The organism is Streptomyces sp. NPDC003456 (assembly GCF_042878735.1).
GTDB lineage: Bacteria > Actinomycetota > Actinomycetes > Streptomycetales > Streptomycetaceae > Streptomyces.
Genome location: NZ_JBIAOK010000008.1, coordinates 104,941 through 121,562 on the forward strand (window position 1 = coordinate 104,941; position 16,622 = coordinate 121,562).

17 protein-coding genes are annotated in these 16,622 nt (G+C 71.8%); 1 reads left to right on the forward strand and 16 read right to left on the reverse strand.

The window, feature by feature from the left end; all coding sequences use genetic code 11:
• Positions 1 to 51: 51 nt before the first annotated feature.
• Positions 52 to 555, forward strand: a complete 504-nt coding sequence (bldD, locus tag ACFYWG_RS29975) for a transcriptional regulator BldD (protein ID WP_020938842.1) — start codon at positions 52 to 54, stop codon at positions 553 to 555.
• A gap of 191 nt (positions 556 to 746) precedes the next feature.
• On the opposite strand, the gene nusB is transcribed toward bldD, so the two are convergent.
• The 16 genes from nusB to ACFYWG_RS30055 form a co-directional block, all read right to left on the reverse strand.
• Complete coding sequence (gene nusB / locus ACFYWG_RS29980; RefSeq protein ID WP_184981683.1) at positions 747 to 1,181, reverse strand: transcription antitermination factor NusB; 435 nt, start codon at positions 1,179 to 1,181, stop codon at positions 747 to 749.
• Between the two features lie 2 nt (positions 1,182 to 1,183).
• Entirely contained in the window at positions 1,184 to 1,750 is a 567-nt protein-coding gene (efp, locus tag ACFYWG_RS29985; protein ID WP_383509690.1) for an elongation factor P, read from the reverse strand.
• Positions 1,751 to 1,799: 49 nt separating this feature from the next.
• Positions 1,800 to 2,915 carry a M24 family metallopeptidase gene (locus tag ACFYWG_RS29990; protein ID WP_376331600.1) on the reverse strand — a complete coding sequence of 372 codons (1,116 nt, stop codon included), beginning with the start codon at positions 2,913 to 2,915 and terminating at the stop codon, positions 1,800 to 1,802.
• A gap of 103 nt (positions 2,916 to 3,018) precedes the next feature.
• Positions 3,019 to 3,945: a Pro-rich N-terminal domain-containing protein gene (locus ACFYWG_RS29995; protein ID WP_389204232.1), complete on the reverse strand. Its 927-nt coding sequence runs from the start codon at positions 3,943 to 3,945 to the stop codon at positions 3,019 to 3,021.
• Between the two features lie 161 nt (positions 3,946 to 4,106).
• Positions 4,107 to 5,198, reverse strand: coding sequence for a 3-dehydroquinate synthase (gene aroB / locus ACFYWG_RS30000; RefSeq protein ID WP_383509684.1), 1,092 nt, complete (start codon positions 5,196 to 5,198; stop codon positions 4,107 to 4,109).
• On the reverse strand, positions 5,195 to 5,710 hold the full coding sequence (locus tag ACFYWG_RS30005; RefSeq protein ID WP_385421295.1) for a shikimate kinase: 516 nt from the start codon (positions 5,708 to 5,710) through the stop codon (positions 5,195 to 5,197). The genes aroB and ACFYWG_RS30005 overlap by 4 nt, the downstream gene beginning before the upstream one ends.
• On the reverse strand, positions 5,707 to 6,891 hold the full coding sequence (aroC, locus tag ACFYWG_RS30010) for a chorismate synthase (protein WP_383509680.1): 1,185 nt from the start codon (positions 6,889 to 6,891) through the stop codon (positions 5,707 to 5,709). Before aroC ends, ACFYWG_RS30005 begins: the two co-directional genes overlap by 4 nt.
• Before the next feature lie 140 nt (positions 6,892 to 7,031).
• Entirely contained in the window at positions 7,032 to 7,433 is a 402-nt protein-coding gene (locus ACFYWG_RS30015; RefSeq protein ID WP_385421297.1) for a hypothetical protein, read from the reverse strand.
• A gap of 51 nt (positions 7,434 to 7,484) precedes the next feature.
• A complete protein-coding gene (locus ACFYWG_RS30020) occupies positions 7,485 to 8,312 on the reverse strand; it encodes a shikimate dehydrogenase (protein ID WP_385421299.1) in 828 nt (275 codons plus the stop codon).
• A gap of 10 nt (positions 8,313 to 8,322) precedes the next feature.
• Complete coding sequence (gene mltG / locus ACFYWG_RS30025; RefSeq protein ID WP_389204235.1) at positions 8,323 to 10,032, reverse strand: endolytic transglycosylase MltG; 1,710 nt, start codon at positions 10,030 to 10,032, stop codon at positions 8,323 to 8,325.
• Positions 10,033 to 10,153: 121 nt separating this feature from the next.
• Complete coding sequence (gene ruvX / locus ACFYWG_RS30030; RefSeq protein WP_376332318.1) at positions 10,154 to 10,618, reverse strand: Holliday junction resolvase RuvX; 465 nt, start codon at positions 10,616 to 10,618, stop codon at positions 10,154 to 10,156.
• Between the two features lie 15 nt (positions 10,619 to 10,633).
• Positions 10,634 to 13,306: an alanine--tRNA ligase gene (gene alaS / locus ACFYWG_RS30035; RefSeq protein WP_389204236.1), complete on the reverse strand. Its 2,673-nt coding sequence runs from the start codon at positions 13,304 to 13,306 to the stop codon at positions 10,634 to 10,636.
• Positions 13,306 to 13,659 carry a hypothetical protein gene (locus tag ACFYWG_RS30040; RefSeq protein WP_376332315.1) on the reverse strand — a complete coding sequence of 118 codons (354 nt, stop codon included), beginning with the start codon at positions 13,657 to 13,659 and terminating at the stop codon, positions 13,306 to 13,308. Before ACFYWG_RS30040 ends, alaS begins: the two co-directional genes overlap by 1 nt.
• A 9-nt stretch (positions 13,660 to 13,668) precedes the next feature.
• Positions 13,669 to 14,103 carry a DUF948 domain-containing protein gene (locus ACFYWG_RS30045; RefSeq protein ID WP_376332313.1) on the reverse strand — a complete coding sequence of 145 codons (435 nt, stop codon included), beginning with the start codon at positions 14,101 to 14,103 and terminating at the stop codon, positions 13,669 to 13,671.
• Between the two features lie 185 nt (positions 14,104 to 14,288).
• Entirely contained in the window at positions 14,289 to 14,903 is a 615-nt protein-coding gene (gene rpsD / locus ACFYWG_RS30050; RefSeq protein WP_309096595.1) for a 30S ribosomal protein S4, read from the reverse strand.
• Positions 14,904 to 15,213: 310 nt separating this feature from the next.
• Positions 15,214 to 16,566: a replication-associated recombination protein A gene (locus tag ACFYWG_RS30055; protein WP_383509664.1), complete on the reverse strand. Its 1,353-nt coding sequence runs from the start codon at positions 16,564 to 16,566 to the stop codon at positions 15,214 to 15,216.
• Positions 16,567 to 16,622: the final 56 nt, after the last annotated feature.

Genomic DNA, 16,622 nt, shown 5'->3' on the forward strand with positions numbered 1-16,622 from the left:
GCGCGGGCTGGCACCCACGCCAGACGCGTCGACACAGTGCCGGGGAGCTATATGTCCAGCGAATACGCCAAACAGCTCGGGGCCAAGCTCCGGGCGATCCGCACCCAGCAGGGCCTTTCCCTCCACGGTGTCGAGGAGAAGTCCCAGGGCCGCTGGAAGGCGGTCGTGGTCGGTTCGTACGAGCGCGGCGACCGTGCCGTGACCGTGCAGCGCCTTGCCGAGCTGGCGGATTTCTACGGCGTTCCGGTGCAGGAGCTGCTGCCGGGGACCACCCCGGGCGGCGCCGCCGAGCCGCCGCCGAAGCTGGTCCTGGACCTGGAGCGGCTGGCCACGGTCCCGGCCGAGAAGGCGGGCCCGCTCCAGCGCTACGCGGCCACCATCCAGTCGCAGCGCGGTGACTACAACGGCAAGGTGCTCTCGATCCGCCAGGACGACCTGCGCACACTCGCCGTCATCTACGACCAGTCCCCCTCGGTCCTCACCGAGCAGCTGATCAGCTGGGGCGTGCTAGACGCGGACGCGCGCCGCGCCGTGGCGACCCACGAGGACGCCTGACCCGCTTGACGGGGCAGCGGACCCGACAGCAGCAGAAACGTGCCGCCGGGGTGGCCGGAACCGAACGGTTCACGGTCGCCCCGGCGGTGTCGTCACGGGGCTGCCGGCCTGCCGGGACAGGCAGGGTCAGCGAGACGCCGGAGGGCCCGCAGCGGTGACGCTGCGGGCCCTCCGGCGTGTGGGGTCGGTCCTCAGACCTCGTCGCGGCGGAGCGACGGCTTGAGCTCCTTCAGCCGGCCGAGGAGGCCGTTGACGAACGAGGGCGACTCGTCCGTCGAGAACTCCTTCGCCAGCTGCACCATCTCGTCCAGCACGACGGCGTCCGGAGTCCCGTCGACCCAGATCAGCTCGTAGGCGCCGAGCCGCAGGATGTTGCGGTCGACGACCGGCATGCGGTCGAGCGTCCAGCCCACCGAGTACTGGGCGATCAGCTCGTCGATGCGCTTCGCGTGCTCCGCGTAGCCCTCGACGAGCTCCATCGTGTACTCGCTGACCGGCGGCTGCCGGGTGTCGGCCCGGGACAGGCGCACCCAGTCCGCGAGGACCGTCAGGACGTCGGCGCCGCGCTGATCACCCTCGAAGAGGATCTGGAAGGCGCGCTTACGGGCCGTGTTGCGGGCAGCCACGGTTAGCTGTTCACCCGGCCGAGGTAGTCGCTGGAGCGGGTGTCGACCTTGATCTTCTCACCGGTGGTGATGAAGAGGGGGACCTGGATCTGGTGGCCGGTCTCCAGGGTGGCGGGCTTGGTGCCACCGGTGGAGCGGTCGCCCTGGACGCCCGGCTCGGTCTCCTGCACGGTCAGCTCGACGGCGGCGGGCAGCTCGACGAAGAGCACCTCGCCCTCGTGCTGGGCGACCGTGGCGGTGAAGCCCTCGATCAGGAAGTTGGCGGCGTCGCCGACGGCCTTGCGGTCGACGTGCAGCTGGTCGTACGTCTCCATGTCCATGAAGACGAAGTAATCGCCGTCCATGTAGGAGAACTGCATGTCCCGCTTGTCGACGGTGGCCGTTTCGACCTTGACGCCGGCGTTGAAGGTCTTGTCGACGACCTTGCCGGAGAGCACGTTCTTGAGCTTGGTGCGCACGAAGGCCGGGCCCTTGCCGGGCTTGACGTGCTGGAACTCGACGACGGACCAGAGCTGGCCGCCTTCGAGCTTGAGCACCATGCCGTTCTTGAGGTCGTTCGTGGAAGCCACGGTTGCGGAATCTCCTGGACTGACGTACGACCCCGGGGCACGCACCTGCCTACAGGGCGAGCAGCTCCTTGGTCGTGATGGTGAGTAGCTCGGGTCCGCCGTCCGCCTCGGGGCGGACGACGAGCGTGTCATCGATCCGGACACCACCCCGGCCCGGGAGGTGGACCCCAGGTTCGACGGTGACCGGCACGCAAGCGTCCAGTTTACCCATGGCCGCGGGACTCAATTGAGGGTCCTCGTCGATTTCGAGCCCCACGCCGTGTCCGGTCAGGGCCGTGAGGCCCTCCGAGTACCCGGCGGAGTCCAGGACCTGGCGGGCCACGCGGTCGACGTCCCGGCAGGCGGCGCCGGGTACGAGGCTCTCCCGACCGGCCCGCTGGGCGGCGAAGACCAGGTCGTACAGCTCGATCTGCCATTCCGCCGGGGCGGTGCCGATCACGAACGTGCGGCCGATCTCGCACCGGTAGCCGCGGTACGTCGCGCCGAGGCAGACGGAGAGGAAGTCGCCCTCCTCGACCCGGCGGTCGGTGGGACGGTGGCCCGGGCGGCCCGAGTTGGGACCGGTGCCCACGGAGGTGGGGAAGGCCGGGCCGTCCGCCCCGTGGTCGACCAGGCGTCTTTCCAGTTCGAGGGCGAGGTGGCGCTCGGTGCGGCCGACCAGGATGGACTCCAGCAGTTCGCCGAGGGCCTGGTCGGCGATCTCGGCGGCGATGCGGAGGGAGGAGATCTCCTCCTCGTCCTTGACCACCCGGAGCTGCTCGACCGCGCCGCCGAGGTCGGCCAGGCGCACCGCGGGGGCGACCGAGCCGAGGGCCCGGTGCCGGGCCACGGTGAGGTGGTGCTCCTCCACGGCGAGCGAGTCGGTGCCGTGCTCCGCGGCCGCGCCGACCGCGGCGACGGCCGGATCGCCGGGGGCGGCGCCACCCAGGGTCCGTACGCGCAGAGCCTCGTCGGGGCGCTCCTGGGCGGGGCGGTCGGCCGTCGTGCCGGCGCACACCAGGAGGTCCTCCTGCGGGGTCCGGCCCAGCAGCAGGGCGGCACCGGGCGGGGCGGCACCCGCGAGGTAGCGCACGTTGGCGGGGCGGGAGACGAGCGCCGCCGCGCTGCCGCCCGCGTTGCAGATTTCCCTCAGACGCGTCCGGCGGGCCGCGTACACCTCTGACATGACCCGAGCGTATGAGCTTCGGGCGTGCGGCGCCGTTCGGGAGAGGCCGAGTGGGGCAGCCTCAGGTGTGCCGTCCGCGTCTCCCCGCCTCCCCGGGGCACGGTCACCACTGCGGCGGGCTGGCTATGGACCTGGCGAGGACCTCGTCCAGCACCCGGGCCGTCTCCGGTACGTCCAGCTGGGAGTTGTCGATGATCGGCAGGCCCGATCCGTACCAGCCGGCCATGCGGCCGTGGATGCGGGCGACCTCCTCGTCCGACAGGCGGCGGTTGCCGGAGCGCTCCGCGTTGCGCTCCAGGACGATGTCCAGGCCGGGCAGGAGCACGACGGGCAGCAGGCCCGGGCCGACGTGGCGCTTCCAGCCGCCGAGGCCGACGACCGGCCGGTCGGGGAAGACGGCGTCGTCGAGGATGCACGAGATGCCGTTGGCCAGGAAGTTGCGCGCGGCGAAGCCGCAGGTGCGCCGGGCGAGGCGGTACTGGGCCTCGGAGTGGTCGTTCCACCCGGACTGCGGGTCGGCGAAGCCGGAGCGGACCCATTCGCGCACGTCGTCGAGGCTGATGTGCGCCGTGGGGACCCGGCGGTGGTCCGCCCAGTACTTGGCGACGCTGGTCTTGCCCGCGCCCGCCGGGCCGATCAGCAGCACCGCGAGGGTGGTGCCGGCCGGGTCGGGTACCGCCGCCGCGGGCGGGGCGCTCGGCATGGCGACGGGCCCGCCGGGCGGCAGCTGCACATGGCCGGTCGTCTCCGGCGCGGCCGGCGCGGACGCCTGCGGGGGCGGGGCACCCGGGCCGGGCGGAGGTGCGGCGGGACCCGGCGGAGGTGCGGCGGGGCCGGGCGGGGGTGCCGCCGGGCCCGGTGGCGGCGCGGGGTAGCCCGGCGCCGGGGGCGGCGGGGGCACGGGCGCCGGGCCCTGGTGCGCGCCGGGGTGCTGGGGCCCCGGGTGATGTGCGGCCGGGGACCAGCCGACGGCCGGTCCGTGCCCCGGCTGATGGGGCGGCGGCAGCGGAGAACCCACTGCGTGCTGCATCCGGTGCCACTCCGTCTCGTACAGGCGATGGGCGCTGACAGCGGGGGCGGACCCGCTGCACCGAACGGTACCGCCCCCGGTCGTCGCTGTGTGAACGGCCGGGGGCGGTCCGAAGTGCCCGGCCCCGCAAGGCGATTCGGGCGGAAGGCGCGCCGGGGGACTTACTGGCCCACTTCGCCGTACGCGGCGAGCAGTACGGCCGGGTCGGGTCCTTCCAGGACGGTGGGCTTGGCCAGCCCGTCGAGGACGATGAAGCGCAGCAGGTCGCCGCGGGACTTCTTGTCGACCTTCATGGTCTCCAGCAGCTTGGGCCACTGGTCGTAGCGGTAGTGCAGGGGCAGCCCGACCGCTTCGAGGATCGTGCGGTGCCGGTCGGCCGTCGCGTCGTCCAGCCGGCCCGCGAGGCGGCCCAGTTCGGCGGCGAAGTGCATGCCGACCGAGACGGCAGCACCGTGGCGCCACTGGTAGCGCTCGTTCTTCTCGATGGCGTGACCGAGCGTGTGCCCGTAGTTGAGGATCTCCCGCAGGCCCGACTCCTTCAGGTCCGAGGAGACCACGTCGGCCTTGACCCGGATGGAGCGCTCGATCAGCTCGGCGGTGTGCGGTCCGGCCGGGGTGCGCGCGGCCTCGGGGTCGGACTCGATGAGGTCGAGGATGACCGGGTCGGCGATGAAGCCGGCCTTGATGACCTCGGCGAGCCCGGAGACGTAGTCGTTGACGGACAGCGACTCCAGTGCGGCCAGGTCGCACAGGACCCCGGCGGGCGGGTGAAAGGCGCCGACGAGGTTCTTGCCCTCGGCGGTGTTGATCCCCGTCTTGCCGCCGACGGCCGCGTCGACCATGGCCAGCACGGTCGTCGGGACGGCGATCCAGCGCACCCCGCGCAGCCAGGTGGCGGCCACGAACCCGGCGAGGTCCGTGGTGGCGCCGCCGCCCACGCCGACGACGACGTCCGTGCGCGTGAAGCCGGACTGGCCGAGGGCCTTCCAGCAGTAGGCGGCGACCTCGGCGGTCTTGGCCTCCTCGGCGTTGGGCACCTGGATGGCGACGGCCTCGTAGCCCTGCTCGGCCAGGTCGGCGCGCAGCGCGTCACCGGTCTCGGCGAGCGCCTCGGGGTGGATGACCGCGACCCGCTTGGCCTTGTCGCCGATCAGGGCGCCCAGTTCGCCGAGCAGCTGACGGCCCACCAGGACCTCGTAGGGCTCGGTGCCCGCGGTGCCGCCGACCGGGATGCGGGTGACTGCCTCGCTCATGCCTTCTTCAACTCCAGTGCGTCCAGGGCGGCTTCGGTGACCTCTTCGGGCGTGCGCCCGTCCGTGGCGATCACGGCGGTGGCGACCTCCTCGTAGAGGTGCCGGCGGGCCTCCATCAGCTCGCGCCACTGCTTGCGCGGGTTGACCGCGAGCAGCGGGCGGGCCGCGTTGAGGCCGGTGCGCTTGACGGCCTCCTCGACGTCCATCGCCAGGTACGCCACGCGCTGCCCGGCGAGCAGCGCGCGCGTGTCCTCGTCGAGGATCGCGCCGCCGCCCAGCGCGAGCACGCCGTCGTGCTCGGCGACGGCGCGGTGCACGGCCGCCTTCTCCAGCGTCCGGAAGGCGGACTCGCCCTCGTCGACGAAGATCTCGGCGATCGTCCGGCCCTGCTCGGCGACGATGTCGTCGTCGGTGTCCCGGTAGGGGACGCCGAGCCGCCCGGCCAGCAGCCGCCCGACGGTGGACTTGCCGACGCCCATGGGGCCGACCAGGACGACCAGCGGGCCGCTCATCGGATGGCGAGGTTGTCGAGGTACGACGTCACGTTGCGGCGGGTCTCGGCCACCGAGTCGCCGCCGAACTTCTCCGCCACCGCGTCCGCGAGCACCAGCGCCACCATGGCCTCGGCCACGATGCCGGCGGCCGGGACGGCGGACACGTCGGAGCGCTGGTGGTGGGCCTGGGCGGCCTCGCCCGTGGTGACGTCCACGGTCTGCAGGGCCCGCGGAACGGTCGCGATGGGCTTCATCGCCGCCCGCACCCGCAGCAGCTCACCGGTGGTCAGACCGCCTTCGGTGCCGCCGGAGCGGCCGGAGGTGCGCCGGATGCCCTCGCCGGTGCTCACGATCTCGTCGTGCGCCTTGGAGCCGGGCACCCGGGCCAGCTCGAAACCGTCACCGATCTCGACGCCCTTGATGGCCTGGATGCCCATGAGGGCACCGGCCAGCCGGGCGTCCAGCTTGCGGTCCCAGTGCACGTGGGAACCGAGGCCGACGGGCACGCCGTAGGCCAGGATCTCCACCACGCCACCGAGGGTGTCGCCGTCCTTGTGGGCCTGGTCGATCTCGGCGACCATCGCCTTCGACGCGTCCGCGTCCAGGCAGCGCACCGGGTCCGCGTCCAGCCGCTCGACGTCGGCCGGCGTCGGGTAGACACCACGCGGCGCCTTGGCGGCGGCGAGCTCCACGACGTGGCTGACGATCTCGACGCCGGTGGTCTCCTTGAGGTAGGAGCGGGCCACCGCGCCCAGCGCCACGCGGGCGGCGGTCTCCCGGGCCGAGGCACGCTCCAGGATCGGCCGGGCCTCGTCGAAGCCGTACTTCTGCATGCCCGCCAGGTCGGCGTGGCCCGGACGCGGGCGGGTCAGCGGCGCGTTGCGGGCCAGCCCCGCCAGCACCTCCGGGTCGACCGGATCGGCCGCCATGACCTGCTCCCACTTGGGCCACTCGGTGTTGCCCACCATGACCGCCACCGGCGAGCCGAGCGTGAGGCCGTGCCGGACACCGCCGAGGAAGGTCACCTCGTCCCGCTCGAACTTCATCCGCGCACCGCGCCCATAGCCCAGGCGCCGCCTCGCGAGATGGTCCGCCACCATGTCCGTGGTGATCGGCACGCCGGCGGGAAGTCCCTCCAGCGTCGCGACGAGTGCGGGACCGTGGGACTCCCCCGCGGTCAGCCAGCGCAACCTGCTCAACGGTGCTCCTCAGTGCTCGCGCCCTGGTACTGCCTTGCGTACGTGTCCTCGCGTACGGCGACGGCCTGACCGGCTGCGCGGCTCCGGTCCGCCACCTCCGATCCTCCCACGACCGCACCGGGTGTCCGGCCGCCGGTCCATCAGGCGGACGCGCTGTCGCCCCGGGAGCGCTGCGGGGCGTAGGCCCCCAGGAAGTCGGCGCCGCTCGGCTGCGGCGCGGACTGCGCGGGCTGCGGGGCGTAGGAACCGAGGTGGTCGGCGCCGCTGCCCTGCCCGGGCGGTACCGGTGTGGTCCGCGGCGCGTACTGCCCCAGGTGGTCGGCGCCGCGCCCCTGCCCGTACTGCGCGGCGGCGTGCACCGGCTGTCCGTTGCGGACGGCGCGGCGGTGGGCGATCTTGCGCTTGATCTTCACGGCCCAGGACGCCACGACGGCGAGCACGATCAGGGCGAGCACGGTGATCTGCACCCACTCGGGCAGGAAGCGCAGCACGACCTCGAAAATCTCGGACTTCGCGGACGCCTGCGGCAGGCTTGCGGACATGACGGACGTTCCCCTCCCCTTGTTCCGCCCCCTGCGGAACGAGAGCGGATCTTAGCGGGCCGCGAGAGCCCGCTCGCCCGCTTTTCGCATGGCGTCCAGCGGCGCCGGGGCCATTCCCGTCATCTGCTCGACCTGGAGGACCGCCTGGTGCACCAGCAGGTCGAGACCGCTGACGACGGCTCCGCCGTACATGGACCAACGGGCCGCGAGGGCGGTCGGCCAGGGGTGGTAGAGGACGTCGAAGAGGGCCGCCGGGCGCTCCGGCACGGACCGGGCCAGGGCGTCGGTGACGCCGGCGGGTGTGGTGCTGATCACCAGCGGGGCGCGCAGGGCCTGCTCGGCGTCCGCCCAGTCGGCGATGCGCACCGTGACCGCCAGCCGCTCGGCCCACTGGCGCATCTCGTCGGCCCGGGCCTCGCTGCGCACGTAGACGGCGATCTCGCCCGGGCAGATCCGGGACAGCGCGGCCAGCGCGGACGAGGCGGTGGCGCCCGCGCCGAGGATCGCGGCGGAGTCGGCCTGCTCGATGCCGTGCTCGCGCAGGGCGGCGACCATGCCGGGGATGTCGGTGTTGTCGCCGGTGCGGCGGCCGTCCTCCGTGACGACCACGGTGTTCACGGCGTCGACCGAGGCCGCGGTGTCGCTGATCCGGTCGAGCAGCGGGATCACGGCCCGCTTCAGCGGCATCGTCAGCGACAGCCCGGCCCACTCGGGCCCCAGCGTCTCGAAGAACGCCGCCAGCCCGGCCTCGTCGACCTCGAACCGGTCGTACGTCCAGCCCTCCAGGCCCAGTTCCCGGTAGGCGGTGCGGTGCAGGACCGGGGAGAGGGAGTGGGCGATCGGGGAGCCGAGTACGGCGGCCCGGCGGGGTGCGGCCATGGAGGGTTCCTCAGTTGTTGCGCGAGGCGTTGAACTTGTCGACCAGCTTCTGGTGTTCGGCGTTCGTCCTCGTGAACTTGCTGGTCTTGCCGTCGAGCGAGATGAAGTAGTACCAGCCGTCGTCCGTCGGGTCGAGCGCGCCCTTGAGCGCGTCCTCGCCGGGGTTGTCGATGGGACCGGGCGGCAGGCCCTTGTGGAAGTACGTGTTGTAGGGGTTGTCGTAGTTCCGCAGCTCGCTCAGGCTGAGGTCGATCTTGCTCTGGTTCTTGATGTAGTTGTAGGTCGAGTCGAACTCCAGCATCCCGTTGGTCTGCGGGTTCCCGGGCTTCATGCGGTTGTAGACGACCTCGGCCATCTTGCGGAAGTCGTCGTGGCTGGTGCCCTCGGCCTGGACCAGGCTGGCGATGGTGATCAGCTGCCACGGGTCGTCGAGGCCGAGGCTCGCGGCCTTCTTCTCGACGCCGAGCTTGTCGTAGGTCTCGGTGGCCCGCGCGACCATCTGCTTCAGCACGTCCGCGGGCTTCTGCCCTTCGGTCACGCCGTAGCTGGAGGGGTAGAGGAACCCTTCCAGCGGGTCCTTGACCTGGGGGTGGTTCTGCGCCCAGGCGGGCAGGCCCAGCTTCCGGAAGTCCTTCTTGGCGACGGCGGCCGTGGTGCCCTCCTCGACCTCCAGCCGCTTGTCGATGAGGCGGTAGATGTCGGCGTTGCGCTTGCCCTCGGCGATGATCAGGTTGTCGCGGCTCTCGGGGCTCAGCATCAGCTCGACCGCGCTGCCGGCCGACATCTGCTTGCGCATCGTGTAGACGCCGGCCTGGATGGTGCGGCCGTCGGGATTGGCGGCCTGGGCCGAGACGAAGGCGTCGACGCTCTTGACGACACCGGCGGCCTTGAGCGCGCGCCCGATCGCGTAGCCGTCCGCACCCTGGGGGATCTCGACGGACACCTTCTGGCCGGTGCCGTCGCCCGCGTAGTCCGGGGCGTCGGCGAAACGATCCTGGTAGAACCGGTAGCCGAAGTAGCCGGCACCGGCCACGCCGCCGCCGAGGATCACGACGACCAGCAGGCAGGCCATGCCGTTGCGGCGCTTTCTGGGCTTGCCGCCGCGCCCGCGCTTGTCGTCCCCGCCGCGCCGGTCGCGCGGCTCGTCGCCGTCGTCCTCGTCGTCGCCCGCGAAGAACGCGTGCTCGCCCTGGTCGGGACCGGGGTCCCAGTCCGTCTCCGCCTCGGGGGCCGGCTCCGGCTCGGGGCGTCGCCGGCCGGGCGGCTCGGGGGGCGGGTAGGCGTCGGGCGTGCCGTAGGGGTCCTGTGGGCCCGCTTCGTAGGTGCCGGCGGGCTGCCCGTACGGATCGCCCGGGTCGCCCGGGTAGGAGACCTGCTGGTGGGCGCCGGTGTCCCAGCCGCCGTTGCCGTAGTGCTGCTGCTGGTACGGGTCCTGGGGCTGCCCCTGACCGGGGTACTGCTGCTGGCCGTGGGCCTGTGCGGCGTACTGCTGCTGGTCGTACGGGTACTGCTGGTGCGCCTGGCCGTAGCCGGGGTACTCACCGCTGCCCCAGTCGCCCTGCTGTGCGTGCTGCGGCTGCTGCGGGTAGTGCTGCGGCTGGCCTCCGTAGGGGGACGGGTGACCCTGCTGGGCCTGCGGGCCGCCCCATCCGCCGTCCCCGTACAACGGGTCCTCCGGATGCCACGGTTCGGAGCCTGGGCCCCGGCCATACTCAGTCATCGATCCCCTAGAGCCGCGAGAGGGCGGTCGCGCGGCTTCCGGCCCGGCTCCCGTCCCGCCTCTTGCTGTGCGGCGGCTGTTCGAACGCCACCGCATCGCGCGGAACGTTACCGTATCGCGATCAGATGACCACTTCGACGCCTTCGCCGGGTGGTTCACCTGACACCCGTTCGGATTCAAGGGCCTGTTGCAGGATGATCACGGCTGCCGCCTGGTCGATGACGGACCGGCCCTTCTTGGACTTCACGCCGGAAGCGCGCAGCCCCTGACTGGCCGTCACCGTGGTCATGCGTTCGTCGACGAGTCTGACCGGAATCGGCGCGATCATGCGTGCCAGTTCCTGGGCGAAGCCCCGGACCTTGACGGCGGCCGGGCCCTCACCGCCCTTGAGGGAGCGCGGCAGGCCGATCACCACCTCGATCGGCTCGTACTCCTCGACGAGTTGTCCCAGCCGTCGCCGGGCCGCGGGGATGTCGCGCCCGGGGACCGTCTCCACCGGGGTGGCGAGGATCCCGTCGGGGTCGCACGAGGCGACCCCGATGCGGGCGTCCCCGACGTCGATCGCGAGCCGACGTCCTCTGCGCATGGTCTCGACCGTCTCCTACTTGGCCGTCTCGGCGACGAGGCGCTCGACGGCGTCCACGGCGTCACCGACGGCGGCCGGGTTCTGGCCGCCGCCCTGGGCGACGTCCGGCTTGCCGCCACCGCCGCCACCGAGGGTCTTGGCGGCGGCGCGGACCAGGTCGCCGGCCTTCAGGCCGCGCTCGCGGGCGGCCTCGTTGGTGGCGATCACCGTGAGCGGCTTGCCGTTGGCCACCGTGAACAGGGCGACGACGGCGGCCCGGCCGCCCTGGATGCGCCCGCGCACGTCGAGCACCAGCTTGCGCAGGTCGTCGGCGGTCGTGCCGTCCGGGACCTGGCCGGTCACGACGGCAACGCCCCGCACGTCCTTGGCGGACTCGGCCAGGCCGGCGGCGGCCTGGAGGACCTTCTCGGCGCGGAACTTCTCGATCTCCTTCTCGGCGTCCTTCAGCTTGCCGAGCATGGCGGAGACCTTCTCCGGCAGCTCCTCCGGACGGCCCTTGATCAGCTCCTGGAGCTGGGCGACGACCGTGTGCTCCCGGGCGAGGAAGTTGTAGGCGTCCACGCCGACCAGGGCCTCGATGCGCCGGACACCCGAGCCGATGGAGGACTCGCCGAGCAGCTTCACCAGACCCAGCTGGGCGGTGTTGTGCACGTGGGTGCCGCCGCACAGCTCCTTGGAGAAGTCGCCGATGGTCACCACGCGGACCCGCTCGCCGTACTTCTCGCCGAACTCGGCGATGGCGCCCTGCTTCCTGGCCTCGTCGATGCCCATGACCTCGGCCTGGACGTCCAGTTCGCGGGCGAGCACCTCGTTGATCTTCTGCTCGACGTCGGTCATCACGGCCGTCGGGACGGCCGAGGGCGAGCCGAAGTCGAAGCGGAAGCGGCCGGGCTGGTTCTCCGAACCGGCCTGGGCGGCCGTGGGGCCGAGGGCGTCGCGCAGGGCCTGGTGGGTGAGGTGCGTGGCCGAGTGGGCGCGGGCGATGGCCGTGCGGCGGCGCGAGTCGATCGAGGCGTGGGCCGTGGCACCGACCGTGACCTCGCCGACCTGGACGACGCCCTTGTGGACGTACACGCCCGGCACCGGCTTCTGGCAGTCGCGGATCTCGATGACGGCGCCGGAGTCGACCTTGATGCGGCCGGTGTCGCCGATCTGGCCGCCGCCCTCGGCGTAGAACGGGGTGCGGTCGAGGACGATCTCGACCTCGTCGCCCTCGGTGGCGGCCGGGGAGGAGACGCCGTCGACGAGGATGCCGACGATCGTGGACTCGCCCTCGGTGTCGGTGTAGCCGATGAAGTCGGTCTCGCCGGCCTTGTCGGCGATCTCCCGGTAGGCGCCCATGTCGGCGTGGCCGGTCTTCTTGGCCTGGGCGTCGGCCTTGGCGCGCTCCCGCTGCTCCTTCATCAGGCGCCGGAAGCCGTCCTCGTCCACGGACAGCCCCTGCTCGGCGGCCATCTCCAGGGTGAGGTCGATCGGGAAGCCCCAGGTGTCGTGGAGCAGGAAGGCCTTGTCGCCGGGCAGGACGGTGGAGCCGGCCTGCTTGGTGTCGCTGACGGCGGTGTCGAGGATGTTCGTGCCGGCCTTCAGCGTCTTGAGGAAGGCGTTCTCCTCGGCGAGGGCGACCTTCTCGATGCGCTCGCGGTCGGTGATCAGCTCGGGGTACTGCCGGCCCATCATGCTGATGACGACGTCGATCAGGTCCCTGACCACCGGACCGGTGGCGCCGAGCAGGCGCATGTTGCGGATGGCGCGGCGCATGATGCGGCGCAGCACGTAGCCGCGGCCCTCGTTGCCCGGGGTGACGCCGTCGCCGATGAGCATGGTGGCGGTGCGCATGTGGTCGGTGACCACGCGCAGGGAGACGTCCGAGGTGTGGGCGTCGCCGTAGCGGACGCCGGTCAGCTCGGTGGCCTTGTCGATGACGGCCATCGAGGTGTCGATCTCGTACATGTTCTGCACGCCCTGCAGAATCATGGCGAGGCGCTCGAGGCCGAGACCGGTGTCGATGTTCTTGCTGGGCAGTTCGCCGAGGATCTCGAAGTTGTCCTTGCCGGTGCCCTCGCCCCGCTCGTACTGCATGAAGACGAGGTTCCAGATCTCCACGTACCGCTCGTCGTTGACGGCGGGACCGCCCTCGGCGCCGAACCCGGGGCCGCGGTCGTAGTTGATCTCGGAGCAGGGGCCGCAGGGGCCGGGGACGCCCATGGACCAGTAGTTGTCCTTCATGCCGAGGCGCTGGATGCGCTCCTTCGGCACGCCGACGACCTCGTGCCAGATGCGCTCGGCCTCGTCGTCGTCCTTGTAGACGGTGATCCACAGGCGCTCGGGGTCGAGGCCGTAGCCGCCCTCGTCCTGGGAGCTGGTGAGCAGCTCCCAGGCGAGCTTGATGGCGCCTTCCTTGAAGTAGTCGCCGAAGGAGAAGTTGCCGCACATCTGGAAGAACGTGCCGTGCCGGGTGGTCTTGCCGACCTCTTCGATGTCCGGCGTGCGCACGCACTTCTGCACGCTGGTGGCGCGGGCGAAGGGCGGCTTGACCTCACCGAGGAAGTAGGGCTTGAAGGGGACCATGCCGGCCGGGACGAGGAGCAGAGTCGGGTCGTCCGCGATGAGCGACGCCGAAGGGACGACGGTGTGACCGCGCTCCTCGAAGAAGCTCAACCAGCGGCGGCGAATCTCAGCCGACTCCATCAGTGGTCCTCATTCCGGTTGTACGGGTACGTCGGGTACGTCGATCCCTCGACGTACGTGGGGTTGTTGCGGTTCTCGATGGCGGGGTACCGCCGGGGCCCGGGCAGTTCGGGGTTCTCGTTGATGCCGAGGGCCTCGCCGAGCTCGGCCTCCCGCGCGGCCATGTTCTCCCGGACGTCGAGCGCGAAGCCGACCGCGCGGTCCTTGATGCGGTGGCCCGCCTCGATCGCCTTGTTCCCGGCGGTTCTCGCGAGGCTCTCGGGCGTCAGCTGCTTGAGCTTGCGGTTGACCTTGGTGGTGGCCCACACACCGGCGGCGACGCCCGTGCTGAACCAGAAGGTGCGGCGGAACATCGCTGGCTCTCAGTCCCTCTTCCCTCGGGCGCTGCGCCGGGTGACCGTCCGGCCGACGATCACGGTACGCCTCGGTGCCTTGGCGGACGGCGCGTCCTCCTTGCGGCCGCCCAGGGCCCGGCGCACGCCGTAGCCGAAGGCGGCGACCTTGACCAGGGGGCCGCCGAAGGTGGAGGCGACGGTGGTCGACAGCGCCGAGGCGTTCGACGTGACCTCCTGGACGTCGGAGGCGATCGCGTCGACCCGGTCGATCTGGGTCTGCGCGGAGCGCACCGCCGAGGAGGCGTCGGCCAGCAGCGGGACGGCCTGGTCGGTCACGTCCGCCACGAGCTTGGTGGTCGCCCTGAGCGTCTGGGCCAGCCTCGCCAGTGCGACGGCGAGGAAGGAGACCAGAATCGCCCAGAAGACGGCCACCAGGATCCCGGCAACCTCTCCACCGGACACTGTGCACCCGCTCCCTGAAACGCGCCTGAACTTCGAAAAAGTCGTACGCCGAGCCTATCGCGCCGGGGATGGCGCTCCGTACCGGATTGCGGCCCGGGCGTGGGGAGATCGCGAAAGCCCGCCGCCCCGCCCGCCGGTGAGGGCGGGGAGGCGGCGGGCTCGACGTACCGCGTGCCTGCTGGAGATCAGCGGGCGTAGTACTCGACGACGAGCTGCTCGTCGCAGATCACCGGGATCTCCTTGCGGTTCGGCTCGCGGTCCAGGCGGAACGCCAGGGCCTTGAGGTTCACCTGGAGGTAGCGCGGGGTCTCGCCCTCGGGGGCGAAGCCGCCCTCACGGGCGATCGTGAAGAGCGTCTTCTCCTTGGAGCGGTCGCGGACCTGCACCACGTCGTCCGGGCGGACACGGAAGGAGGGCTTGTCGACCTTCTTGCCGTTGACCTGGATGTGGCCGTGGACGACCATCTGGCGGGCCTGGTAGATCGTGCGGGCGATGCCCGAACGCAGCACCAGGGCATCGAGACGGCGCTCGAGCTCGATGATCAGGGCCTCACCGGTCTTGCCCTGGACCTTGGAGGCACGCTCGTAGGCGCGGACGAGCTGGCGCTCGGACACGTCGTACTGCGCGCGCAGACGCTGCTTCTCGAGCAGACGGACCTTGTAGTCCGAGTTCTGCTTGCGGCCGCGGCCGTGCTCACCCGGCGGGTAGGGACGGGCCTCGAAGTACTTGACGGCCTTCGGGGTCAGCGCGATGCCGAGGGCACGCGACTTCTTGACCTTGGGGCGGGACTGGTTCGCCACTGCTTCTCATTTCCTTGATTCGGCTTGTCAGGGTGGTGGGAGGTCGCATCCGCAGCCGGGGAAACCCGCCTCGGTCCGGTGGGACCTCGGTGGGCAGCCGCTCCCCTGGTCTGGGCACATACGTGCAGCACGCGAGTGGCCCACCGACCGGTCCCGTCCTGCGACGGGGGGTGGTGGGCTGCCCGCGACACCGTTCGACGGTGCGCGACGCTCCTGGCGCCGGTGCGGGGACGGGCCCCTGACCGGCTCCGGCCGACTGCCCCGTTCTGACTGCACGGGACGCGGCACTCCGGACGAGTTTACAGGGTGCTCAGGACCGCTTACGACCGAGGTTCTTCCGCGTCCACTCGACCGCGTCCGCGTACCGCGCCTCCGCGCCGTGCCGGGTCGGCTCGTAGTACGCGCGGTCCTTGAGGGCGTCCGGGGCGTACTGCTGGGCGGCGATTCCCTCGGGCAGGTCGTGCGGGTAGACGTAGCCCTGGCCGTGGCCGAGCTTGGTCGCGCCCTTGTAGTGGCTGTCGCGCAGGTGGGCGGGGACGGGGCCGGCGAGGCCCTTGCGCACGTCCTCCAGGGCCGCTCCGATCGCGGTCGTCGCGGCGTTGGACTTGGGCGCGAGGGCCAGGGCGATGGTGGCGTGGCTGAGGGTGAGGGCCGCCTCGGGGAAGCCGATCATCGCGACGGCCTGGGCGGCGGCGACCGCGATCGGCAGGGCGTTCGGATCGGCCAGGCCGATGTCCTCGCTGGCCGAGATCATCAGCCGCCGGGCGATGAAGCGGGGGTCCTCCCCCGCCTCGATCATCCGGGCCAGGTAGTGCAGGGCGGCGTCGACGTCGGAGCCGCGGATCGACTTGATCAGGGCGCTGGCGACGTCGTAGTGCTGGTCGCCGTCGCGGTCGTACTTCACGGCGGCGCGGTCGACCGTCTCCTCCAGCGTGGTCAGCGCGATCTCGGACTCGCCCTTGTCCAGGGCGGCGCCCGCGGCGGCCTCCAGGGCGGTCAGGGCGCGCCGGGCGTCGCCGCCGGCGATGCGCAGCAGGTGGTCCTCGGTCTCCTCGGGGAGGGTGACGGTGCCCTTGAGGCCGCGCTCGTCGGTGAGGGCCCGGCGCAGCAGGCCCCGCACGTCGTCGTCCGTGAGCGGTTCGAGGGTGAGCAGCAGGGAGCGGGACAGCAGCGGCGAGATCACCGAGAAGTACGGGTTCTCCGTGGTGGCCGCGATGAGCGTGACCCACCGGTTCTCGACGGCGGGCAGGAGGGAGTCCTGCTGGGCCTTGCTGAAGCGGTGGATCTCGTCGAGGAAGAGGACGGTCTCCTTGCCGTAGCCGCCGGAGGCGCGGCGGGCCCCGTCGATGACCGCGCGGACCTCCTTGACGCCGGCGGTGATCGCCGAGAGCTCGACGAAGCGGGCGTCGGTCGCCTTGGAGACGACGTAGGCGAGGGTGGTCTTGCCGGTGCCGGGCGGGCCCCACAGGAGCACCGAGGAGGGCCCGGCCGGTCCGGAGGCCTCTCCGACCAGTCTGCGCAGGGGCGAGCCCGGCTTCAGCAGGTGCCGCTGCCCCACGACCTCGTCGAGGGTGCGCGGGCGCATCCGCACGGCCAGGGGGCTGCTGGACGGCTCCTTCTCCTGGCGTTCTTCTGCTGCGGCGGTGAACAGGTCGGGCTCCACGTCGGAAACCCTAGTTCACGGCACCGACAGTCGGCCCCGGCCCGGGTCGGAGCCCG